The following is a 22,559-nucleotide window of genomic DNA, read 5'->3' on the forward strand; positions in this document are numbered from 1 at the left end:
GCTGTTTGCTCTATAATGAGTGACAATTAACCAAAAATAGGAGTTTTGATGAAAAAAATTTTACTTTCAACCTCTGCTGCACTTTTTGCAGCATCAGTGTTATTCACAGGTTGTACCTCTTCACAAGAGAGTATTCAAGCCGATATGACCTATGTAGATCCTGAATTTCAAGGTGCACCCAAATGGGTAATGGTTCCTTCCGTTCCAGGGTTTATTGCAGAAGTTGGATCAGCTCCAAAAAATGCGGCCAATGACCGAAGTTTTCAACGAGAAGAAGCAATGGCAGATGCAAGGGATAACATTGCACGACAAATCAGCATCAATGTGGATAACTTGTTTAAGTCATTTAAAGCAGCAACAGGAACGGGTGCAGATGCAACATTTGATCGTTCAAGCGAAAGAGTCTCTAAACAACTCGCTTCTCAAACGTTGAACAATACTATTGTTAAAGATACATGGATCAGCAAAACAGGAAACTTATATGTTTTAATGGCAGTTGATACAAATACCGTTGCCGATGCAACAGAAGATGCGATAAAAACATCATTTAAAAACGATAAAGCACTCTATCAAAAATTTTTAGCCTCTAAAGCTCAAGGTGAACTTAACGAAGAGTTAGAAAAACTAAAAAGCAAATAATTTTTTTAAAAGAAGTTGTACCCTTACAACTTCTTTTAAACCCAGAAAAGAGTCACTATGAAAAGAAAAATTCTTTTATCTCTATGCTTACTGTATACCTTACCCCACCTAAACGCTGACACCTTTGAAGAGTATTTAAAAGAACAAAATCAAAGTTATGATAGCTATAAAGAGAACTCTGAAAAAGCGTTTACAGCATATCAAAAAGCCTATGAAGAAGGCTTAAATGAGTATAAAAACGAAATTGCAAAAATTTGGCCCCAACCTGAAGTATCTACCAGATATAAATGGGTTCAATATAATAAAGATTATGACACCAAAAAATCTGTCGATTTTGAGAATGAAAACATTCAACTCGAAGTAATTGCCAACAATGAAGAAGAAGCACGAAAAAAAATATTGGCCTCTTTTGACGATCTTCTCAAAGAGGATGTAAAAAAAGCCTATGAAAACGATCAACTTGAAAATAAAATCAATGATAAACTCAAACGCAAAGAGCCTAAAAGCATCTCAGATGAAAAAATCATATCCGATATTTTAACACAAAAGAAAAAAGAAGATTTTATCGAAATATTAAAAACAAAACCTCTTGAAAAAGTTGTCTATAACAATAAAATTATCTATAAAGCCAATCTACAACTGCCTCCTGATTCGATGATAAAAAAAGCCGCTTTATATAAAAACGATGTCGAAGATTACTCCAATAAAAATGAACTTCCTAAAGAGTTGATTTTTGCCATTATGCACTCAGAGAGTTCATTTAACCCCATGGCCAGATCAGCCATTCCTGCTTATGGATTAATGCAAATTGTGCCTAAAAGTGCAGGTGTGGATACGTACAACTTTTTATACGGAGAGAAAAAACTGCTCTCCTCTTCATATTTGTATAATCCAAATAACAACATTAAAATAGGCTCAACCTATCTTCATATTTTGTACTATAAATATTTAAAAGAGATTCAAGACCCACAAAGCAGACTCTATTGTACCATTGCTGGGTATAACACAGGTGCTGGAAATGTGGCAAAAACATTTGTGGGAAGTTATAATATCAGCGCAGCTGCAAACGTTATCAACACCATGGACTCTCAAGAAGTGTATAAAAAACTCATGAGAAATCTTCCTTACAATGAGACCCGAAAATATTTGCAAAAGGTCAATGACCGACGTTTTGTCTACAACAAACTCTTAACTGAGAAAAAACTATGAAAAAAATATTTTTACCTTTACTGCTTTTAAGCACACTCTGTTTTGCCAATGAGTATCAAGAGTGGTTAAAAAAAGAGCAAAACAGTTATCAGCAGTTTAAAAAAAATCATGACGATGCTTTTGCGGATATGCTCAAAAAAGATTGGGAAGCCTTTAATTCCATGTACAATCCCACGCCATATAAAGCACCCAAACCCAAAGAGCTTCCTAAAGTGAAAGAGGTCATTAAACTGCCTCAAAAAGCAATCGAAGATTCAGTGATTGTAAAAATTGTTCCCATAGAAAAACCTGTTATTCACTATGTAGCACCTAAACCTCAGCCGATAGTACCTCCCATTCAAAAAGAAATCATCGACCCAAATATCAAAAAAATTACTTTTGACTTTTATTCAAATACCATTGATATTACCTACCATAAAGAGATTGCTTTTTTACAAACACGCGTCAATAAAGAATCCATCAGCGATTTTTGGGCACGATTTTCAAACTCGAATTATCAAGAACTGCTTGCTCAGTTTGAAAAATACAACAGAGCTTTAAACCTCAATGATTGGGCAAAATACCTACTTATTCATGATGCAGGAATGAAGATTTATAAAACCGAAAACATGGCAAATCTATTTACGTGGTTTGTGCTAACAAAAATGCATTATGATATAAAAGTGGGATACAATTCACATAATATTTATCTGCTTTCAAATGTAAAACACAATCTTTTTCAAGTAGCTTTCTTCAGATTGAACAATAAAAAATACTATATTTTAACACCACTGGGTAAAATTTCAAACGTCCCTTCAATTTATACCTATCAAGGTAACCATGAAGAGGCAACCAATGCCCTCTCATTTGAGTTCAAAAAACCCATTTTATTCAATACCAATGTTGCGACCAAAGAGCTTCATTTTGAATACAATCAGAAAAAATATGATTTTACATCACAATACAGTATGGATTTGGTCAATTTTTACAAAACGTTTCCACAATCGGATTATCAAATCTATTATGATGCACAAAATTCAACCGATATTTTAAACTCACTTATTATTCAACTGCAAACCTTGGTCAAAAACAAAACCGAACTTGAAGCGGTGAATCTCATTTTGAGATTTGTTCAAACCTCTTTTGCTTATAAAACCGATCAAGAACAGTTCTCTTATGAAAAAGTTTTTTTCCCAGAAGAGACGCTTTTTTACCCCTATTCAGACTGTGAAGACAGAAGTATTTTGTTTAATCTCTTAGTAAAAAATGTTCTCAACTTAGATGTGTTAGGATTAAAATACAAAGATCATATGAGTTCAGCCGTGGCTTTTTCATCCAATGTCGGTGGTGATGGTTTTGTATATGAAGGAAAACGGTTCACTGTGGCTGATCCTACGTACATTAATGCCAATGTAGGGGTAAGTATGCCTCAGTACAAAAACAGCTCTTACAGCGTCATCCAATAGTTTTAAGGAGCCATTATTTATCTCATTGATGATGAAACCATTTCAGACAATAATATTGTTGAAAATTTCATCTATCCTAATACTCAAGAGAACTATTATGCCACGTATGATTTTTCGCCTGAATTTTACATCAAACTTGCTCGTGCAGGTTTTATCTCGACTTCATGTTATGATGCCAATAATCACACCGTGCTTCTGCCTGAAATGCAATTTGAGTATGCCCTTTTGGATTTTAAAAATCTTCACATTTCAAAAAAAGTGCAAAAACTTCTTCAAACGCAGAAATATACCCTTGTTAAAAATGGTAATTTCGAGAATGTACTTGAAGAGATTTCAAACTATCATGAAACTTCATGGCTTACACCTAAATATATCAAAACGTTACAAGATATAAGAAACCAAAAAAATGAAAATTTTGAATTAATCAGTTTTGAACTCATTACAAAAGAGGATAAAAAACTTATTGCAGGCGAAATTGGTTACACAATTGGCAAAACCTACACCAGTTTAACGGGTTTTTTAAAAAAAACAAAAGCTTACAATCATTGTGGAAAACTGCAATTGGTATTGTTAGCACTGCATCTTCAAGAAAATAATTTTGATTTTTGGAACCTAGGACACGCGAGTTTACACTATAAGTTGGATTTAGGTGCAGAAGTTTTTCCAAGAGAAAAGTTTCTAAAAAGATGGCTAAAATCAACCAAACAAAACCAAAATCCATAAAATACAACATTAACATCATTTAAAAAACAAAAGTTTCATTTATGCGTCAATATTCTTTGGTACTTCCCAATTGCTTCTTTATAAAATCGAAGTAGTACATAACATTTTTATCCTATTCCCACTTATTTTTTACAGGAGTAAACGCTAAAATCTTATCCACTAAAACAGCTGGGTCATCACTGATGATAATCATATCTACAAATCTTTTATTCATAAATCCATTCTTTACACAACCGTATAAAAACTCCATGAGTTTGTCGTAATAACCATCAATATTGTAAAAAGCACACGCTTTTTTATGTTTTCCCAATTGGGCTTCACTTAAAACTTCAAACATTTCATCCAACGTTCCATAGCCACCAGGCATGGCAATAAAAGCATCAGAAAGATCTTCCATTTTCTCTTTGCGATGATTCATACTTTGGACTTTATGAATTTCAGAAATATTTTTATTTTCAATCTCTTTATTGACTAAACTGTACGGAATCACACCTATGACTTTGTTGTTATGTGCCATTGCTTCATCGGAAACAACGCCCATGAGTCCTTGATTTGACCCACCATAAACAATATTGATACCTCTTTGAGACAGCTCTCGTGCAAGCTTTTTTGTAGCTTCAGTATAGATTTTTTTATTTCCGAATGACGAACCACAATATATGGCAATATTCATTATGAATGCTCCAAATTAAAAATTTATTCGCATAAACTCTAACATAAAATAGTCTCAATTTCTATTAAAATATCTTCTCTTAAATCTCTAAAAAACTTTTACTTACTCATTGCCTAAAAATGAAATAAGTTCTTTAAACAATAAATAACTATTATTTTATAAATTTTCATAAAATAATACGACTTTTTAAAAGTTATTTAATACTCTTTTAACTATTATTGAACTTATAAAAATCACAAAAATGTACATATACATAAGCTTGGATCTTATGTAGTCTACTTATAAGCACCACAATAAAATAATGTTAGTACTTAATGTAAATTAGAGATTTTTTGTAAAAAAATTGATTTGTTAGGGATTTTTTCAAATGAAAATATTAAATATACTTATAATAACCATTTTAATAACTGGATGTGCAATTAAAGAAAACGATAATTTTTTAGTAAAAGGTCTAAAACATACAATAAATTCACCTTTGTATTTGGGATTAGTTATTGAAACAACTCTTATGATAGCCATTGCGACACCTTTTTATTTAGCGAAGAAAATGTCTAATAAAGATATAAAAGCGTTACAAAAAAAAGCCGAATCAAATGATGAAGCTGCACAAAGAGAGTTAGCTGATATGTATTATTATGGCAATAATATAGATAAAGATTATAAAAAAGCTTTTATGTGGTATGAAAAATCTGCTATGCAAAATAATGATTACTCTCAAAATATGTTAGGAATAATGTATCGGTTTGAGTATGGAGTTAAAAAAGATATTAATAAGTCTATTTTGTGGTATAACAAATCAATAGAACAAGGTAATATTTACGCTATGAATAATTTGGGGCATCTTTATATGATGGGTGATGATGGTATTGAAAAGAATTATGAAAAAGCATTAAAGTTGTTTACAGTAAGTGAGAAACAAGGGAATGATGCTGCAATGTATAATCTTGGAATAATGTATGAAAATGGCTATGGAGTTGAAAAGAACTCTATCCTTGCCTTAAGTTGGTATCAAAAATCTTCTGATAAAGGTAATAAAAATGCTAAAAGAAAAATTTTAGCATTAAACAATCCAAAAACATAGTTAAAGCAATCATCTAAGATTTCTCCTACACGTAGCATAGAATACATACTGATAAAAAATATCTTTTTCTTCTTCATTTATAGCAGCAAATTTAAATAGATGTAGTCAAAAAACAGCAGAAATAAAAAAAGCTCGACATAAACACTCTAAGAAGTGATTATATCGAGCTTTTGAATGGTACGCCTGACAGGAGTCGAACCTGTAACCGCCGGGGCCGAAACCCGATGCTCTATCCAGTTGAGCCACAGACGCTTTTAAAATTTCAGAATTATATCAACACTTTTCTAAAAGTTTCATTGAATGAAAAAAATTTTGAACATTTTTATTTTTTATAAAAGAAACATTGTAAGGGTGTTCGCAATAAAACTTTTTAAATTCATTTGAAACAGTGAATTTTTCAACCTCTTTAGCAATGTTTCCAAAAAGGATGAGTTCGATGTTTTCATCTTTGATTTGTTCTAATAAACTTTTGACAAAAGGTTGCCACGCTTTGATGTGTTTTTTACTCTGATCTTTTGAGGTAAAAACCAATGCCATGTTTAAAAGTAAAACGCCATTTTTCTCAAAATTTTGTTTGAGTTCATCCATCGTTTGTATGTAATGTGTTTTATCAATTTTTACAATGGCCTCTTTTGAAGTCTTATTTTCATCCAATTTTTTTTCACACACCAAGAGCATTTTGATAAAATTTCTCAAACTTGTGGCTTTATTAACCTCTTTAGATAGTCCATTAACCTCATCCCAAATATTTTTTACATCGCCATCTATAAACGCGTAACCAATGGCACTTTGTTCTCTTGGATAAGGGTCTTGTCCAAAAAGAATATACTTGGTATTCTCTATATCTAAAGTTTTAAATGCATTTAAAAAATTCTCTTTGTTGGGAAAATAATTTGTCTCTTTTTGTAAAAATGTCAAATAGTCATCTTGAAGATGATTCAAAGCATTTTTAACAATTTTGTCCCAAGCATTATTGATTAAAATCATTATAAATTATCTAAGACCACTAAAACAAAAAATACAATTCCCAAATAACCATTGACAGTAAAAAAGGCTTTATCTATTTTACTGAAATCTCTGTTGACAATAATATGTTCATACGTCAACATCAAAATACTCACCACAATTGCCATATGAACATAAAATCCACCGTGTGATGCAATGGCAAAAAATATCCAAAACAAAACAGCTAACACGTGAAACAGTTTAGACAGTTGCATCGTTTTTTCTACACCAAATGTACTTGGTATTGAGTGAAGTTTTAACTCTTTATCCACTTCGATATCTTGCAATGAGTACAATAAATCAAATCCAGCGACCCAAAACATTACCCCAATACTTAAAAACACTGACCACAAAGTAATCGTTTCACTCACTGCAACCACACCAGCAATGGGAGCAAGCCCTAATGAAATGCCCAAAATAAGGTGTGCATAATATGAAAAACGTTTAAAATAGGAATAACTTCCAATAACCATTAAAATAGGAATAGCCAGATACAACGCCAACGCATTAACAAAACTTGCAACAATGATAAAACCCAAAGCATTAAGTGCCACGAAAATAATCATTTGTGTGGGAGATATTCTGCCATCAACATTGGGTCGGTTGATTGTTCTGGGATTTAAAGCATCGATGTCTCTGTCAAGATATCGGTTAAAACCCATGGCAAAGTTTCTTGCGGTTAAAGCTGCCAATAATCCAAGAAATAAGAGCCGAAAACCAAACCAGCCTTGTGCGGCAACAATCATTGCAATAAAGATAAAAGGCAATGAGAATATAGAGTGTTTGAACATGACAAGTTCATTAAAATCATTGAGGAGTTGTTTTATTTTTTTCATGCTGAAATTGTATCAAAAAAATTATACAGCTTTTCTTTTATACGATTTATATTTTTCTTTGGTTAAAATCTACTCATGAAACAAATCGCTATCATAGGCCCAACCGCCTCTGGAAAAACATCTCTTGCCATTGATATTGCACATAAAACTGACTCGGTTATTCTTTCATTAGATTCATTGTCTGTTTACAAGCACATTGATATTGCCTCTGCAAAACCAACGCTTAAAGAGCGTGATGGCATTATACATTTTGGAATTGATGAAGTCTATCCCAATGAAACTTTTGATGTGTTGGAGTTTATTGCCTGTTATGAAAAAACCAAAAACTACGCTCAAAAACACAATAAAAATATCATTATCGTGGGTGGTACTGGATTTTATTTAAAAACACTCATTGAGGGATTGTCTTTAGGCATCAGCACACAAGAGCCTTTAGATGTTGGCGTTGAAGAGGCATACGCACTTTTAAATGCAATTGATCCTGTTTATATGCAAAAAATAGAACAAAACGATAAATATCGAATTGAAAAAGCTTACAATATTTACAAACAATCAAAACTTTCTCCCAGCGAATATTTTTTACAAAACCCTAAAAAACCCATCATTGAAAACCTCCCTATTTTTGAAATCATTTGGGATACACAAGCGTTACGTGATAGAATCTCGTTAAGAACCAAACAGATGATTCAAGACGGTGTCATTGATGAAGTCATTTTTTTAGAAAAAACCTACACACGAAAACCCAACTGCATGAGCTCAATTGGAATTGTTGAAACCCTTGAATTTTTAGATGGCAAAATCACCAAAGAACAACTTGAAGAAAAAATTGCCACCAACACCGCCCAACTGGCGAAACGACAAAGAACTTTCAACAAAGGACAGTTTGGAAATCGCCAAATCAAAAACATTTTATCTGGCTTAAATTCAGACATTCTTAAGCTTTTTTAGCTATAATCTGCTTCCAATTTTTTAAAAAGAGTTTAATAAAGGGCAACACAGAGACTTGACCTTTTGTTAGACATTAATACATTCAAGGATACGACCGTGAGAAAAGAGATTCACCCAGACTATAAAACTTGTACAGTTACTTGTGCTTGTGGAAATTCATTTGAGACTAAATCAAATGTAGAATCAATGAAAATTGATATTTGTTCAGCTTGTCACCCATTTTTTACTGGAGAGCAAAAAATTGTTGATGCTGCCGGAAGAGTAGAAAAATTCAAAGCTAAATACGCACAAAAATAAGCTCAGCTTAAATAAAGTGCTTACTCTCGTTCCCACTCCTATTGGCAATCTTGATGATATTTCATCAAGAGTTTTACAAGCCCTTAGAAGTGCGGAACTTTTTTTATGCGAGGATACTCGTGTTACAAAAAAACTCCTCTCTCTCTTGAGCGAAAAATATAATACCAGCTTTCCTTGCAGTTCATTTCAGTCATTTCATCATCACAATGATCAAAAATTACTGGCTACTTTTGACGTAACCACTTTCAAAGAGAAAAATATTGTCTATGTAAGCGATGCTGGTATGCCGTGCATCAGTGACCCAGGTGCCACATTGGTCGATTTTTGTATCCAACATGGCATTAACTATGATGTCCTTCCTGGTCCCAATGCTGTTTTAACAGCTTATGCCATGAGTGGTTTTAATTACACCACGTTTACCTTTTTTGGATTTTTACCTCATAAGGGAAAAGAGCGTGCCATTGAATTGGCAAAAGTACTTAACAGTGAAATCATTCCTATTTTGTACGAATCACCTCACCGACTTTTAAAACTCTTAGAAGAGTTAAACCATTGTGATGAAAACAGAGTTGTGTTTTTAGCCAAAGAGCTGACAAAAAAGTATCAGACCACGTTTAAGGCAACAGCCAAAGAACTGTATGAACACTTTAAAAAAGAGAATATCAAAGGCGAATGGGTAGTTGTTATTGAACCCATTAAAGCTGCTGTGGGAGAGAACATCACCTTAACCGATATTCAAGAACTCGATTTACCCCCAAAACAAAAAGCAAAACTGCTGTCAAAAATGACAGGACGTGCCGTAAAAGAGATTTATCAAGAACTTTTAGATACAATCCATTCATGATAATATATGGAAAACAAGTAGTATTATATATACTCGAAAATCACCCTAACCTCGTTGAAGAGGTACTTTTTTCAAAAGAGATAGACAAAAAACTCTTCTCTAAGTTTTTAAAGTTAGGCAAAAAAATAATTAAGCTTGACAATATGAAAGCGCAATCTTTAGCACATGGAGGGAACCATCAAGGTTTTTTCTTGCGACTCAAAGAGTTTGAATATAACACCATTGATGAACTTAAAAAACTCAATTTTGTTGTAGTTTTAGATGGCTTAACCGATGTTGGGAATATTGGAGCGATTACACGTTCTGCTTACTCTTTAGGAATTGATGGTGTAATTGCATCTGGTGTTAAAACACTGAACAACACCGGTGTCATTAGAACAAGTTCTGGCGCAATGCTTGATCTGCCTTTTGCTTTATATCCAAGCTCTATTGATTTGGCCAATGAGTTAAAACAGTGCGGCTTTACACTCATTGGTGCAACCATGGACGGTACCGATTTGAAAAAATATGGCACTATCACAAAAAATGATAAAGTGGCTCTGTTTTTAGGAAGCGAAGGAGAAGGATTAAGTGGAAAAATAAGAAAAAAACTTGACCTCAAAGTCTCTATTGGTATGTCCAATGAGTTTGATTCTTTAAACGTTTCTGTTGCTGCTGGTATTTTGATGTACAATCTAAAAGGGTAACTCTGCCATGTTTAAACTATTTTTTGCCATTTTAATTTTAACTGTTTCATTAAACGCGACTGTTTTACAAGATAAAATTGAAAATTTAATGGGCAGCAGTGCCTATAAATTTCACAAAAATCTTTTGAATATTATTTTTAAAGATGAGAGTAAATTTTTACTTGCAAATAATAATTTAAACTATTTACAAATTTTAAAAGAGCTCAAGCAAAATGGATTGCTGATTTTAAAACTGCAAGACCCAAAAGAGATTATTGTAGAGTTTCAAACCAATAAAGACCCCATTAAAGCACTCAAAATATTAAACGATACCCTAAAATCAATTGGATATTACTACTATTTTACCAACAGTGTTAATTATGATGGTGAAGGCAATTTAAATTGGCAAATCAGACTTAAAACAGAGTTTATCATTGACCCTTTTGTATTAACCAATGAGCTTTTAAAAAAAGAATGCAAAATTCTTGACATAAATAGAGAAAAAAATGACAAATGGGTATACAAAATTGATACAAATTTTGCTAATATTACGGAATCAATTTTTATAGATACAAATGAGATAGTAAAACTTCAAAAACCATTAAAACCTTATTTCATTCGAATAAACGATGCAAAAGTTTTAAAAATCATGAGTACAGTCTTAAACCACTGGTATCCATATGTTGTTTTTTATGATGAACACTTAGATGTATTAAAAATTATAAAAAAAGATGCCGTATTTAAAAGGGTGTCAATAACTATCCCTGAAAAAACAAAATATATTAAAATCACAGACCTATACACTCTGGTCAATATTAAACGTGGACTGAGTGTCATAATCAAGGAGTAAAACGTGTTTCCAGAAATTGAGTTTGAACGAATGAAAAGACTTCCGAACTATGTGTTTGCAGAAGTCAATAATATCAAAATGGAAGCCAGACGCGCCGGTGAGGATATTATTGATTTTTCTATGGGGAATCCAGATGGTCCAGCGCCACAACATATCACAGATAAGTTAATTGAAACAGCACAAAAGCCAAAAAATCATGGATACAGTGCAAGTGCAGGAATTTACAAATTACGATTGGCCATTTGTAATTGGTATAAAAGAAAATATGGGGTTGACTATTTAGATCCAAACAAACACGCCGTTGCAACAATGGGTTCAAAAGAGGGTTACGTACACTTAGTTCAAGCCATTGTTAATGTAGGGGATGTTGCCATTGTTCCTGATCCAACATATCCAATTCACTCATACGCATTTATGCTAAGTGGTGCAGCCATTCATAATTTTGAGTTGAGTTTTGGTGATGATTTTAGAGTCGATGAAGATCTCTTTTTTGAGAGACTGAATAAAACACTCAAAGAATCCATTCCAAAAGTAAAATATGTATTGGTCAATTTTCCACATAACCCATCGTGTGCAACTGTTACACCTGAGTTTTACCAAAGATTGGTTAATTTAGCAAAAAAAGAGCGATTTTATATTATCTCTGATATTGCTTATGCAGATATTACATTTGATGGGTATACTACACCATCAATTTTTCAAGCAGAAGGTGCACTTGATGTTGCGGTTGAATCATTTACATTAAGTAAATCATACAACATGGCCGGATGGCGAGTTGGATTTATTGTAGGAAATGAAAGACTTATTGGAGCACTAAAAAGAATCAAATCATGGCTTGATTATGGTATGTTTACCCCAATTCAAGTTGCAGCAACCATTGCATTAGATGGTCCACAAGAGTGCGTTGCAGAACATGTTGCCAAATACAAACACAGAAGAGATGTGATGGTTGAAGCATTCAAAGAAGCTGGCTGGGAGATGAATATTCCAAATGCCTCAATGTTTATTTGGGCAAAAATTCCTGAAAAAGCACGACATTTAGGAAGTATGGAGTTCTCAAAACAACTTCTGACGGAAGCAAAAGTAGCAGTCAGTCCAGGTATTGGATTTGGTAATTATGGTGATGAGTATGTAAGAATTGCTCTCATTGAAAATGAAAAAAGAATCAGACAAGCAGCGAAAAACATAAAGAAATATTTGAAAAGTTTATAGGAAAAAAGATGTTAAAAATTGCAATTATTGGTGTGGGTACAGTAGGCACAAGCGTGATACAAATTTTACAAGACAATAAAGAAATTATTGCCGCTAGAGCAGGATGTGAAATTGTACCAACCATTGGAGTAGTGAGCAATTTAAGTAAAAAAAGAGATGTCAATATTGAACTTACAGACAATGTTGACGATGTATTAAATGATGATTCTATTGATATGATAGTTGAACTCATGGGTGGCATTGAAAAACCTTATGAAGTGGTTAAAAAAGCCTTAGCAAAAGGTATACCTGTAGTGACGGCAAATAAGGCATTATTGGCGTATCACCGATATGAACTTCAAGATTTAGCAGGAGACACTCCTTTTGAATATGAAGCATCTGTTGCAGGAGGTATTCCTATAGTTAACGCGTTAAGAGAAGGACTAAGTGCCAATCACATTGAATCTATCAAGGGTATCATGAACGGTACATGCAACTATATGCTCACTAAAATGATCAATGATGGTGTGGAGTATACTGAAATATTAAAAGAGGCACAAGAGTTAGGATATGCAGAAGCAGACCCAACATTTGATGTGGGTGGCTATGATGCAGCTCACAAACTTCTTATTCTGGCTTCAATTGCTTATGGAATTGATGCCAAACCTGAAGATATATTAATTGAAGGTATTCAAAATATTACCTCTGATGACATTGATTTTGCTAAAGAGTTTAACTATACCATTAAGCTTTTAACCATTGCAAAAAAAGTTGGTAATGAGATTCAACTTCGAGTTCATCCTGTTTTTATCTCAAAAGATGAGATGATTGCCAAAGTAGATGGTGTGATGAATGGGGTCTCTGTGATTGGTGATAAAGTCGGAGAAACCATGTATTATGGACCAGGTGCAGGGGGGAATGCAACAGCAAGTGCCGTTATTGCCAATATCATTGACATTGCAAGAAAAGGAAAAGGTTCTCCTATGCTTGGTTTTGAAAAATCTTTAAAACAAGATTTAAAACTTGCAAGCCCTGATTCTATTGAGACAAACTACTACATACGACTTCAAATTGAAGATAAACCAGGCGTTTTAGCAAAAATTGCAGCAGTTTTAGGAGATCAACATATCTCTATAGAAAAAATGTTACAAAAACCTGCAAAAAATAACAGTGCACTTTTACTCTTAGCTACCCATATCTCTAAAGAAAAAGATATCAAAGCCGCACTTTTAGCTTTGGAAAACAGTTCTTACGTCAATGCAAAACCTGCAATGATCAGAATCGAGGCGTAATAACCTCTTTTCTGTTTTTTATGCTAGAATTACTCAAAATAACCCATTATTGGACTTTAATTGAGACAAAACCAACAACTTCTTACCGAAGATATACCATCTCTTATTAAAAAATTAGCACTTCCTGCAAGTACGGGAATGTTTTTTAATACCATGTACAACGTCATTGATACTTTTTATGCGGGATTGATTTCTACGCAAGCCATTGCTGCTTTGTCTTTGAGTTTTATGCTTTTTTTTCTTATCATTGGAATGGGGTATGGATTCTCTTCAGCGATTACTTCCCTCATTGGCAATGCCTTTGGTAGAAAAAGAGATCATTTAGCAACACTCTATGCACACAAGGGGATTGTTTTTGTTCCTATTGTTGGTATTGTTATCGCTGCTGTGGGCTTTTTATTGGCTCCATTTATTTTTACGCTCATGGGTGCGACAGGGGAGTATCTTCAAGATGCTTTGGATTATATTTATACCATTCTTTTTGGTGTCATATTTTTTATGGCAAACTTCTCATTAAATGCAATTTTGGTTGCAACTGGAAATACCAAAACGTACAGAAACACGCTTATATTTGGTTTCTTTGCCAACATTGCTTTAAATCCACTGTTTATTTATGGTTTTTTATTTATACCAGCAATGGGCATAAAAGGCATTGCCTTGGCAACTGTTTTCATTCAATTACTCAATATGTTATATTTACTTAAAAAAGTTTTAGACACCAAACTCATCCATTTTGAACGATTGGATTATTTTTTACCTCATAAAAAAATCTATACCAATATTTTTAATCAAGGCTTTCCTCCAAGTTTAAATATGTTAACCATGGCCATTGGCTCTATTTTGCTCATCTATTTTACTTCTCATTATGGGGTCAAAGCCGTTGCTGGTTTTGGGATTGGATTTAGAGTTGAACAACTGATGTTACTTCCAGCACTTGGACTAAGTACAGCTGTTTTATCGCTTGTTTCCAATAATTTTGGTGCAAAAAAATATGATCGAGTCAAGGAAATACTCTATACTGCTTTACGATACGGTTTTGCTATTTGTGCCTTTGGAATAGCTTTTTTATATATTTTTGGTGAATTTATTATTAAACAATTTGATAACGATGTTGAAGTTGTACATTTTGGAATTGAATACCTCTTTGTTGAAGTTTGGATTTTCTTTGCTTTTTTAACGCTGTTTATCTGTGTCTCAACCCTTCAAGGCATTAAAAAACCAACCATGATATTTTATGTGGGATTGTACCGTCAAATTATTGCAAAAATCATTGTAGGCTACCTGATTGTCAAATACTTTCAACTCGATATTTTTTGGCTTTGGATTGGTATTTTAGTCATGATCTATTCAGCTGCAATATTCATGTTTTTTTATACGCGTTATACCCTTAAAAAACTGCGTATCCATATTTAAATGTGTGTAGAGTTTGTGTAGAAATAAACTTTATTTATATGGTATACTTTTTTTATGAAACTATTACTGCTGGAAGATGATTTTATCTTGAATGAAATCATCGAAGAATTTCTTTTATCAAAAAACTATGAAGTTATCACTACATTTGATGGTATTGAAGCTCAAAATTTAGCTTTTGAACAAAGCTTTGACCTTTTTTTATTGGATGTGAATGTGCCATCGCTGAATGGTTTTGAATTTTTGCAAGAATTAAGAAGTAAAAACATAAAAACACCTGCCATTTTTATCACTTCATTAAACAGCAGCGATGACTTAAAAACTGGGTTTGACAGTGGCTGTGATGATTATATTAAAAAACCCTTTGAACTGGAAGAGTTAAATTTACGTATCAATAATATTAAAAGATTGTTCAACATTGAAGAGAACAGACTCTTTGAAATTGCACCTGATATTTTTTATAATCAAAGTAACGCAGAGCTTTCTTGCAATGGCATTAAAACGATACTTCCTAAAAAAGAGTCTAAAATACTGGAGTATTTTTTAAGAAATGAGAATAAAATTGTCTCTTCTGAAGAGTTAAGTGTAAATGTGTGGAGTTATGAAGATTACCCAAGTAGTGCAACAATCAGAACGTACATCAAGAATTTGAGAAAACTTTTAAATGACGATTGTATTACCACTTTAAAAGGAGTCGGTTATCGATTTAACAAAAGATGAAAAAAGAACTTTTTACAGTTTCTACAGCTTACTCTTAGGCTCTACTTTTATACTCTTTATAATCATCTCTGCACTTTTTTATCAAACAAAAGCAGAGTTTTACCGAGATATTACCATTTCAAAAATGCAAATCAATGCTTCTAAACTCTCTTCTCAAATTGTTTATGCACATATGCAAAATATTGCACTGAAAAAGAGTGATCTTTTTGTTGATAAAGGGTTTAAATTTGCTCTTTATGATGAAAAAGGGGTTGCTGTTTTATCCTATATTGCTCAGAAAGTAATATTAAACAGAAAATTTTCAAAAAACAAAAACAATCTCATTCTTATTGATAACAGTGTGGGAGGACATCTTGGTATTTCATATATTGCCATTGAAGAGACCGTTCTTCATAAAACCCTACAAGACTTAAGAGAAAAAATTGTTATCTCTTTTATTCTTTTCTATTTTTTAATCTCTGTTTTTAGCTACTCTTTAACCAAACTCTTCATCAAACCCATTGTGCAACAAAGAATAAAACTCAACAACTTTATTAAAGATACAACTCACGAATTAAATACCCCTATATCTGCACTGATTATGTCAGTAAATTCTCAAACACCTCTGAATGACAATGCATTAAAACGTATCTCAATCAGTGCCAAAAGAATTTCAGAAATTTATAATGATTTAACCTACCTTTTTTTAAACAATATTCAAGACATTAAAGCCAAAGCCACTTTAATTGATTTAAAACCTATTTTGGATGAACAACTTGAATATTTCAACTTATTTGCTTCTAAAAAAAGAATTCAGCTCTCCTATCATTCTGAAAGTACACCTTTTGTTATTGACAAAGAGAGTTTTACACGAATCTCAAATAACTTAATATCAAATGCCATTAAATATACCCACTCCAATGGTTCAATTCAAGTTGAGTTAAAAAATAAGCGCTTAATTATTAAAGATACGGGTTGTGGCATAAACAAAGAAGATTTGAAAAAAATTTTCACAAGATTTTACAGAGCAACTGAAATTACTGGTGGTTTTGGTATTGGACTTAATATTGTCTCATCTATTTGTAAAGAGTATGATATTCAACTTGATGTTCAATCTGAACTGGGTCAAGGAAGCACTTTTACTCTATACTTTAATAATCCTTAAATCATACTCTTATACAGAGATTTCTGTGCAATTTTGAGGGCTTAAATTAGCTGTTTTGAAATATTATCCATACCAAACTACTCTTTTAGTCGTTCGTGTGTTGTAGATGAATTATGAGCTTTTTAGAGGGTATTAAAAAATTGAGTCTTGTTTTTACAAGTTAATAACTAAGAATATTATTAAATTTGAACTAAAAAAAAAGGTCGACAAAATTGCCGACCAATAAGAAAAAACTTTTAGTAAGTTCTTCTCTCTCTAGGAGCTCTTGGTCTAGCTTCGTTTACTTTTAAAGTTCTACCATCAACTTCTTTGCCATTTAAGTCATCAATAGCAGACTGACCTTCAGAATCTACATCCATTTCAATAAATCCGAAACCTTTAGATCTTCCTGTATCTCTGTCCATAACTATTTTGCAACTCTTTACCGCACCAAATTTAGCGAATACTTCTTCTAAATCTTGGTCATTCATTCTATATGAAAGATTACCTACGTAGATATTCATCTTCCTCAATCCTTTAACAAGTTCATTTCGAACGTAATTATTGTTTTTTGAATAAAACAATTTTCCAGAATAAATTTCACTTTATACCAGTCTAACTATTATAACATAAGAATATAATTTTTTGCTCCAAAATATAATTTTTTTTTGTTTTTAGTTACATTTTAGTTATATTGTTTGGTATTTTAAGAAAAATTTATTTTAGAAATCCCTTAAAATAGGCACTTTAAATTTTTAAATTAGTTTTTATTTTAATAATTGATTTGAGTAAAAAAGTAAAAAATCCTCTTTTTTACTTTTTTATAGGGTTAAAAGAAGCGTATTTAACCCTATAATGTAATACTTATTATTGAACAAACCCAGATACTATGGCTTTATTCAATCGTTTAATGGCTTCATCACACCCTAAAATAGAAATGATATCGTATACGGATGGTGCTTGAGTTCCACCTGTCAGTGCAATTCTGATAGGTTGAAAAAGTTGAGGAAACTTTAATTGCTTAGTTTCAATGAAAGGTTTTGTAATCTCTTCAAAATCACAAGCAAGATGTAAACTGCTTTTATTGACTTCTAAAAGAGCAATATACTCTTCTAACATTGCACATGTATCCTCTTTAACAAATTTATTCACACCTTTGGCTTCATATGACGTTGGCACTTCTAAAATATTATCAATGGCACTTTTAAGTTCAACCAGTGTTTGAGCTCTCTCTTTGCACAAATCTAGAATCATCTCTTTTTTATCATGCCCGCTTAAAAAGCAATCAAAAAATTCCAACTCTTTTGCTAATCGTTCATTTGAAACATTTTTAATGTAGTGTGAATTGAGCCATTTTAATTTATCTTCATTATATGCGGATGCCGATTTATTAATATTTGAAGGATCAAACAGTGCTAACATCTCTTCCATTGAAAAAATCTCTTGATCTTTATTTGACCAACCCAATCTTACTAAAAAGTTTAAAAGAGCTTCTGGCAAATAGCCCAATCGTTTATACTCCATAACATCCATGGCACCATCTCTTTTTGAGAGTTTTTTGCCTTGCGGATTGTTAATCATTGGGACATGATTAAATTTTGGAATCTTAAAACCCAATGCATTGTAAATAACAATTTGTTTTGGTGTATTGGTTAAGTGATCATCTCCTCGAATAACATCAGTAATTTCCATTAAAGCATCATCAATGGCAACAACAAAATTATATGTTGGCATACCATTACTTCTGGCAATAACAAAATCATCAACTTCTGTGCTTTTAAAACTCATACTGCCTTTAACACCATCTTCAAAATTAATCATACCCTCTTTTGGAGCTTTTATTCTTATGACAGGATCCACACCTTCAGGCGGAGTTCCAGTAAAGTCTCTGTATCTTCCATCGTATCTTGGTGTCTCTTTATTCGCTATTTGTGTTTCACGCAGTGCATCTAACTCTTCTCTTGACATATAGCAGTAATATGCTTTGCCACTGTCTAAAAGTTCTTGTATATACTTTTTATAAATATCCAATCGTTTTGATTGATACTCTACAATACCATCATAATTTAAACCCACCCAATCAAAAGCTTCAATAATTGCTTTCATCGCTTCTTCATTGTTTCTTTGTGTATCGGTATCTTCAATTCTGAGTTTAAACTCTCCCCCTGTTTTTCTTGCCCATAAATAGCTATATAGTGCCGTTCTTAATCCACCAATATGCAAATATCCTGTAGGAGAGGGTGCAAATCTTGTTGTTGCCATATATTATCCTTCGTTCACTTATTTAAAATTTTTTAAAAATCCAATTGCCGCAGCAATAGCAACCCCAACAATAAACACAATCAGGAGTACATCAGTTAATTCCATTTCCTTCCTTTTCTTTGAGTTGTCCACATGCAGCAGATATGTCTAAGCCTTTAGATTCTCTTATTGTACAAATTAAACCTTTGCCCAGCAAATAATCTTGGAATCTTATCATATTTTCCCTTGTTGGTCTTTGATATGGTGTGCCAGGATAAGGATTAAAGTAAATTAAATTGACTTTTGCATTAATGCCATTTAATATCTTAACCAATTTATTGGCAGAAGGGATATCATCATTTTTATCTTTTATCACCAAATACTCAAACATCACTTTTTTTCTGACATCTACTGGGAATGCTTTTACGGCATCTATAATGGATTTAATGTTATACGCTTTATTCATAGGAATAAGTTCACTTCGTAAATCATCATCCACAGCATGCAATGAAATGGCCAATTGAATGCCCAAATTCTCACTTCCCAATTTGGCAATTTTTGTACTGATTCCACTGGTTGAAATGGTTTGTCTTCGTGTGGCAATAGCTAACCCTTCATCTTCAGAAAATATCTTAATTGCTTGCACTAAATTATCGTAATTATCAAGTGGTTCACCCATCCCCATAAATACAATATTGAGTGATTTGTTTTCTGCAATCTCATTGTCTTTCTTGAGTTGAACAATTTGAGCGACGATTTCTCCCGCCGTTAAATTTCTTACAAATCCACCTTTGGCTGTCAGACAAAAAGTACATCCCACTTTGCATCCCACTTGAGTTGAAATACAAACCGTATATTTTTCACTCTTTTCTATGACACCATCTTCAGATATTTTTTTCTTTTTCATTAAAAGTAAAACGGTTTCAATGGTATGTCCATCTTTCAATTCAAAAAGATATTTAATACTTCCATCACTGCTTTGCTCTTTTTTAACAATCTTCAAAATATCAATTGGGTAATTTGTTTTCAACTCATTTTTTAAATCATTGGGGATATTTTTCATCTCATCATAATCGGTTACATATTTTTTGTATATCCAATTGTAAACTTGTTTTGCTCTGAAAGATGGTTTTAAAATATCTTTTAATTCATTTAATGTATAGTCATAAACAGATTGCAATGTATTCCTTTTTTTACTTTTTTATTCTTGGTTTGTATTTTAATCTTACCCTTTTTCCATGATAAGATATTTTGTTTTGGTTCAACATATTCAATATCCGTTTAGGATATTTTCATGACATTCAAAACCGAACTCCTTCACTTCGTTTAGGTTCAACATCACTAATATCCGTTTAGGATATTAGTGATGTTTCACGTGAAACTATTTGATGATTTGCTTCTCTATAAGGTAGTTTGTAAGCTTCTTCATAGCAATTTCATGGTTTGAAGCAAAATCTTCATGCGCCTTCTCATTCGTATAATTTGTAATAACAAAGATACCTGCAATATTGATATCAAACTCTTTTGCAACAGAAACCAAAGAGAAAAATTCCATATTTTCAATCCCTACATTATAGTGATTGAACTTTTGAGCCAACTCAAAATTGGTTGAAATGTAATTCGATGTATTCACAATCGTTTCATTTTTAACCAACCTGTTTTCAGAATTGAGTACATTATCTAAAGGGGTATAACAATCATTATTTAAAAAACTCAACTCAATATTTGCAGCACTGGTTGACTCAACAATATCAAAGGGTTTATAGTTTCCATAACTTCCTGCGCTGCCAATAAATAAAATATAATCAGGCTTATCAAAGAGACATTGTCGTGTTAAATTAATCGCCGATTCAACCATTCCAACACCCATTGGTTTGGCAAAATTAAAAACTTCATTTCTTCCTGCACAAATAATCATCTGCACTCCAATACAATATTTGGATTTATCTCTATTGTTTCTAAATTCTCAGACGGAATTGGGACAGAAGCAGATTGTACTTTTAAACTTCTCATTTCACCCATATATATTTGAGGACGATTGCTCTCATTTATACTGATATTTTTCACAGAACATCTTTTATTAATTTCAAGAGATAAATCTTTTTGATATTGCAGTGCCCATTTGATGACATTTAATCTTAAAGAATTTACTTTATCCTCATAAGTTTTAGAATCAATATTCCATTTTAACGTTGAAATCAAAATTGAATCACTCTCTTGTGATTTTTTTTCATACAGTTTGGTCAGAAAATTTGTCATTTCATTGCTCTCTTGTGTAAAGAGTTTGTATGTTATTGTTGCTTTATATCCTGTTATATTTGATTGACCATCTTTATATTGATATAAAGGCATTACACTGACTCTTCCAGATTCTTTTCCGATACTGTCATAGTTTTTGATGAATTTATTGTATTTCTCTAAACTTGATATTGCATCAACTTCTTTATTCTTTTCAATTGATACCGTAACATTACTGCTTAACTCATTTGGTATTAATTTGGTTGAAAAATTCTTTGAAAAATTTACTTCAAACCCAAATAGCAAAAAAGGAACCGTTGATAAAAGAAGTGATTTTTTCATTTTATATCCTTACTGGTATACCATTTTTAAGAAGATATCGTTTTAAATCCATAATATCAATCTCTTTAAAATGAAAAATTGATGCTGCCAATGCCGCTTGTGCTCCATGCTCAAATGCTTCTTTCATATGCTCCATTGTTCCTGCACCACCTGAAGCAATTACTGGAATTTCAATTGAATCGGAAATTTGTTGCGTAATGTTAAGTTCAAACCCCGTTTTGGCACCGTCTGTGTCCATTGAAGTTAAAAGAATCTCTCCAGCGCCTCGATTATAGACCTCTTTTGCCCATGAAACTGCATCCAATCCAGTATCTTCTCGACCACCTTTTACAAAAACATGGTATGAGCCATCTGCAACTCTTTTAACATCAATGGCAACAACAATACATTGAGAACCAAATCTTTTTGCTCCCTCATTAATAAAGTCTGGATTTGTTACGGCACTTGAATTGATGGATACTTTATCGCAGCCAACATTAAGCAGTTTATATATGTCATCTAATTTTCTGATTCCACCGCCTACTGTGAGAGGAATAAAGACCTCTTTCGCGACATCTTTAACTATATCAACAATGGTGTCTCTTCCTTCATGACTTGCACCGATGTCCAGAAATGTAATCTCATCGGCACCCTCTGCGTTATATCTTTTAGCGACTTCAACGGGATCACCTGCGTCACGTAGTCCTAAAAAGTTTACACCTTTTACGACTCTTCCATTGTCTACGTCTAAACAAGGAATAATTCTTTTTGCAAAAGTACTCAAAATACATATCCTTTTACTTTTATA

At 32.5% G+C, this 22,559-nt stretch carries 24 protein-coding genes and 1 tRNA gene; 15 read left to right on the forward strand and 10 right to left on the reverse strand.

The window, feature by feature from the left end:
* Positions 1 to 48: 48 nt before the first annotated feature.
* From ACNI3C_RS03410 to ACNI3C_RS03425, 4 genes are all read left to right on the forward strand, one after another.
* Positions 49 to 639 carry an LPP20 family lipoprotein gene (locus ACNI3C_RS03410; RefSeq protein WP_419770847.1) on the forward strand — a complete coding sequence of 197 codons (591 nt, stop codon included), beginning with the start codon at positions 49 to 51 and terminating at the stop codon, positions 637 to 639.
* 57 nt (positions 640 to 696) lie between these two features.
* Positions 697 to 1,848, forward strand: a complete 1,152-nt coding sequence (locus ACNI3C_RS03415) for a transglycosylase SLT domain-containing protein (RefSeq protein ID WP_419770848.1) — start codon at positions 697 to 699, stop codon at positions 1,846 to 1,848.
* Positions 1,845 to 3,293 (forward strand): hypothetical protein, encoded by a 1,449-nt coding sequence (locus ACNI3C_RS03420; protein ID WP_419770849.1) that lies wholly within the window; start codon positions 1,845 to 1,847, stop codon positions 3,291 to 3,293. Before ACNI3C_RS03415 ends, ACNI3C_RS03420 begins: the two co-directional genes overlap by 4 nt.
* A 189-nt stretch (positions 3,294 to 3,482) precedes the next feature.
* Positions 3,483 to 4,016 (forward strand): hypothetical protein, encoded by a 534-nt coding sequence (locus ACNI3C_RS03425; protein ID WP_419770850.1) that lies wholly within the window; start codon positions 3,483 to 3,485, stop codon positions 4,014 to 4,016.
* Positions 4,017 to 4,128: 112 nt separating this feature from the next.
* On the opposite strand, the gene ACNI3C_RS03430 is transcribed toward ACNI3C_RS03425, so the two are convergent.
* On the reverse strand, positions 4,129 to 4,689 hold the full coding sequence (locus ACNI3C_RS03430; protein ID WP_419770851.1) for an LOG family protein: 561 nt from the start codon (positions 4,687 to 4,689) through the stop codon (positions 4,129 to 4,131).
* Between the two features lie 367 nt (positions 4,690 to 5,056).
* On the opposite strand from ACNI3C_RS03430, the gene ACNI3C_RS03435 reads away from it, so the two are divergent.
* Positions 5,057 to 5,770, forward strand: a complete 714-nt coding sequence (locus tag ACNI3C_RS03435) for a tetratricopeptide repeat protein (RefSeq protein ID WP_419770852.1) — start codon at positions 5,057 to 5,059, stop codon at positions 5,768 to 5,770.
* Positions 5,771 to 5,945: 175 nt separating this feature from the next.
* Here the strand turns inward: ACNI3C_RS03435 and ACNI3C_RS03440 are convergent.
* The 3 genes from ACNI3C_RS03440 to mqnP all read right to left on the reverse strand — a co-directional run bounded on the left by ACNI3C_RS03440 (position 5,946) and on the right by mqnP (position 7,611).
* Positions 5,946 to 6,022 (reverse strand) — tRNA-Arg (locus ACNI3C_RS03440).
* Between the two features lie 21 nt (positions 6,023 to 6,043).
* Entirely contained in the window at positions 6,044 to 6,757 is a 714-nt protein-coding gene (locus ACNI3C_RS03445; protein ID WP_419770853.1) for a uracil-DNA glycosylase family protein, read from the reverse strand.
* Positions 6,757 to 7,611, reverse strand: coding sequence for a menaquinone biosynthesis prenyltransferase MqnP (gene mqnP, locus ACNI3C_RS03450; protein WP_419770854.1), 855 nt, complete (start codon positions 7,609 to 7,611; stop codon positions 6,757 to 6,759). The genes ACNI3C_RS03445 and mqnP overlap by 1 nt, the downstream gene beginning before the upstream one ends.
* Positions 7,612 to 7,686: 75 nt before the next feature.
* Here mqnP and miaA point away from each other — a divergent pair, with 75 nt between their 5' ends.
* The 10 genes from miaA to ACNI3C_RS03500 all read left to right on the forward strand — a co-directional run bounded on the left by miaA (position 7,687) and on the right by ACNI3C_RS03500 (position 16,972).
* The gene (gene miaA / locus ACNI3C_RS03455; RefSeq protein ID WP_419770855.1) at positions 7,687 to 8,559 is read left to right on the forward strand and encodes a tRNA (adenosine(37)-N6)-dimethylallyltransferase MiaA; all 873 of its coding nucleotides are present in this window, start codon (positions 7,687 to 7,689) and stop codon (positions 8,557 to 8,559) included.
* Between the two features lie 96 nt (positions 8,560 to 8,655).
* Positions 8,656 to 8,856, forward strand: coding sequence for a 50S ribosomal protein L31 (gene rpmE, locus ACNI3C_RS03460; protein ID WP_419770856.1), 201 nt, complete (start codon positions 8,656 to 8,658; stop codon positions 8,854 to 8,856).
* A 16-nt stretch (positions 8,857 to 8,872) separates the two neighbouring features.
* Positions 8,873 to 9,700 (forward strand): 16S rRNA (cytidine(1402)-2'-O)-methyltransferase, encoded by an 828-nt coding sequence (rsmI, locus tag ACNI3C_RS03465; RefSeq protein WP_419770857.1) that lies wholly within the window; start codon positions 8,873 to 8,875, stop codon positions 9,698 to 9,700.
* On the forward strand, positions 9,697 to 10,386 hold the full coding sequence (gene rlmB / locus ACNI3C_RS03470; RefSeq protein ID WP_419770858.1) for a 23S rRNA (guanosine(2251)-2'-O)-methyltransferase RlmB: 690 nt from the start codon (positions 9,697 to 9,699) through the stop codon (positions 10,384 to 10,386). Before rsmI ends, rlmB begins: the two co-directional genes overlap by 4 nt.
* 7 nt (positions 10,387 to 10,393) lie before the next feature.
* Positions 10,394 to 11,215, forward strand: coding sequence for a hypothetical protein (locus ACNI3C_RS03475; protein ID WP_419770859.1), 822 nt, complete (start codon positions 10,394 to 10,396; stop codon positions 11,213 to 11,215).
* Between the two features lie 3 nt (positions 11,216 to 11,218).
* The gene (locus tag ACNI3C_RS03480; protein WP_419770860.1) at positions 11,219 to 12,427 is read left to right on the forward strand and encodes an LL-diaminopimelate aminotransferase; all 1,209 of its coding nucleotides are present in this window, start codon (positions 11,219 to 11,221) and stop codon (positions 12,425 to 12,427) included.
* Positions 12,428 to 12,435: 8 nt separating this feature from the next.
* Positions 12,436 to 13,698, forward strand: coding sequence for a homoserine dehydrogenase (locus ACNI3C_RS03485; protein WP_419770861.1), 1,263 nt, complete (start codon positions 12,436 to 12,438; stop codon positions 13,696 to 13,698).
* A gap of 60 nt (positions 13,699 to 13,758) precedes the next feature.
* Positions 13,759 to 15,111, forward strand: coding sequence for an MATE family efflux transporter (locus ACNI3C_RS03490; protein WP_419770862.1), 1,353 nt, complete (start codon positions 13,759 to 13,761; stop codon positions 15,109 to 15,111).
* 54 nt (positions 15,112 to 15,165) lie between these two features.
* Complete coding sequence (locus ACNI3C_RS03495; protein ID WP_419770863.1) at positions 15,166 to 15,828, forward strand: response regulator transcription factor; 663 nt, start codon at positions 15,166 to 15,168, stop codon at positions 15,826 to 15,828.
* A gap of 124 nt (positions 15,829 to 15,952) precedes the next feature.
* Complete coding sequence (locus ACNI3C_RS03500; RefSeq protein WP_419770864.1) at positions 15,953 to 16,972, forward strand: sensor histidine kinase; 1,020 nt, start codon at positions 15,953 to 15,955, stop codon at positions 16,970 to 16,972.
* A gap of 236 nt (positions 16,973 to 17,208) precedes the next feature.
* Here the strand turns inward: ACNI3C_RS03500 and rbp are convergent, their stop codons facing one another.
* The 6 genes from rbp to hisF form a co-directional block, all read right to left on the reverse strand.
* A complete protein-coding gene (gene rbp, locus ACNI3C_RS03505) occupies positions 17,209 to 17,475 on the reverse strand; it encodes an RNA-binding regulator (protein WP_419770865.1) in 267 nt (88 codons plus the stop codon).
* A 343-nt stretch (positions 17,476 to 17,818) separates the two neighbouring features.
* Positions 17,819 to 19,213 carry a glutamate--tRNA ligase gene (gene gltX, locus ACNI3C_RS03510; RefSeq protein ID WP_419770866.1) on the reverse strand — a complete coding sequence of 465 codons (1,395 nt, stop codon included), beginning with the start codon at positions 19,211 to 19,213 and terminating at the stop codon, positions 17,819 to 17,821.
* Between the two features lie 91 nt (positions 19,214 to 19,304).
* Positions 19,305 to 20,372, reverse strand: a complete 1,068-nt coding sequence (rlmN, locus tag ACNI3C_RS03515; RefSeq protein WP_419770867.1) for a dual-specificity RNA methyltransferase RlmN — start codon at positions 20,370 to 20,372, stop codon at positions 19,305 to 19,307.
* 201 nt (positions 20,373 to 20,573) lie between these two features.
* Positions 20,574 to 21,110 carry a phosphorylase family protein gene (locus ACNI3C_RS03520; RefSeq protein ID WP_419770868.1) on the reverse strand — a complete coding sequence of 179 codons (537 nt, stop codon included), beginning with the start codon at positions 21,108 to 21,110 and terminating at the stop codon, positions 20,574 to 20,576.
* Entirely contained in the window at positions 21,107 to 21,772 is a 666-nt protein-coding gene (locus tag ACNI3C_RS03525) for an SIMPL domain-containing protein (protein ID WP_419770869.1), read from the reverse strand. Before ACNI3C_RS03525 ends, ACNI3C_RS03520 begins: the two co-directional genes overlap by 4 nt.
* A gap of 1 nt (position 21,773) precedes the next feature.
* Positions 21,774 to 22,535, reverse strand: a complete 762-nt coding sequence (gene hisF / locus ACNI3C_RS03530) for an imidazole glycerol phosphate synthase subunit HisF (RefSeq protein ID WP_419770870.1) — start codon at positions 22,533 to 22,535, stop codon at positions 21,774 to 21,776.
* Positions 22,536 to 22,559 lie beyond the last annotated feature (24 nt).

Origin of the sequence: Marinarcus sediminis (SeqCode) (genome assembly GCF_048571275.1) — a bacterium.
In the GTDB taxonomy this organism is placed as follows: domain Bacteria; phylum Campylobacterota; class Campylobacteria; order Campylobacterales; family Arcobacteraceae; genus Marinarcus; species Marinarcus sediminis.

Bases quoted from the DNA above. Each gene is read 5' to 3' on its own strand.
- ACNI3C_RS03410 (WP_419770847.1), top strand. From the start codon at position 49: ATGAAAAAAATTTTACTTTCAACCTCTGCTGCACTTTTTGCAGCATCA.
- ACNI3C_RS03415 (WP_419770848.1), top strand. From the start codon at position 697: ATGAAAAGAAAAATTCTTTTATCTCTATGCTTACTGTATACCTTACCC.
- ACNI3C_RS03420 (WP_419770849.1), top strand. From the start codon at position 1,845: ATGAAAAAAATATTTTTACCTTTACTGCTTTTAAGCACACTCTGTTTT.
- ACNI3C_RS03430 (WP_419770851.1), bottom strand. From the start codon at position 4,689: ATGAATATTGCCATATATTGTGGTTCGTCATTCGGAAATAAAAAAATC.
- ACNI3C_RS03435 (WP_419770852.1), top strand. From the start codon at position 5,057: ATGAAAATATTAAATATACTTATAATAACCATTTTAATAACTGGATGT.
- ACNI3C_RS03445 (WP_419770853.1), bottom strand. From the start codon at position 6,757: ATGATTTTAATCAATAATGCTTGGGACAAAATTGTTAAAAATGCTTTG.
- mqnP (WP_419770854.1), bottom strand. From the start codon at position 7,611: ATGAAAAAAATAAAACAACTCCTCAATGATTTTAATGAACTTGTCATG.
- miaA (WP_419770855.1), top strand. From the start codon at position 7,687: ATGAAACAAATCGCTATCATAGGCCCAACCGCCTCTGGAAAAACATCT.
- rlmB (WP_419770858.1), top strand. From the start codon at position 9,697: ATGATAATATATGGAAAACAAGTAGTATTATATATACTCGAAAATCAC.
- ACNI3C_RS03475 (WP_419770859.1), top strand. From the start codon at position 10,394: ATGTTTAAACTATTTTTTGCCATTTTAATTTTAACTGTTTCATTAAAC.
- ACNI3C_RS03485 (WP_419770861.1), top strand. From the start codon at position 12,436: ATGTTAAAAATTGCAATTATTGGTGTGGGTACAGTAGGCACAAGCGTG.
- ACNI3C_RS03495 (WP_419770863.1), top strand. From the start codon at position 15,166: ATGAAACTATTACTGCTGGAAGATGATTTTATCTTGAATGAAATCATC.
- ACNI3C_RS03500 (WP_419770864.1), top strand. From the start codon at position 15,953: ATGCAAATCAATGCTTCTAAACTCTCTTCTCAAATTGTTTATGCACAT.
- rbp (WP_419770865.1), bottom strand. From the start codon at position 17,475: ATGAATATCTACGTAGGTAATCTTTCATATAGAATGAATGACCAAGAT.
- gltX (WP_419770866.1), bottom strand. From the start codon at position 19,213: ATGGCAACAACAAGATTTGCACCCTCTCCTACAGGATATTTGCATATT.
- ACNI3C_RS03520 (WP_419770868.1), bottom strand. From the start codon at position 21,110: ATGATTATTTGTGCAGGAAGAAATGAAGTTTTTAATTTTGCCAAACCA.
- ACNI3C_RS03525 (WP_419770869.1), bottom strand. From the start codon at position 21,772: ATGAAAAAATCACTTCTTTTATCAACGGTTCCTTTTTTGCTATTTGGG.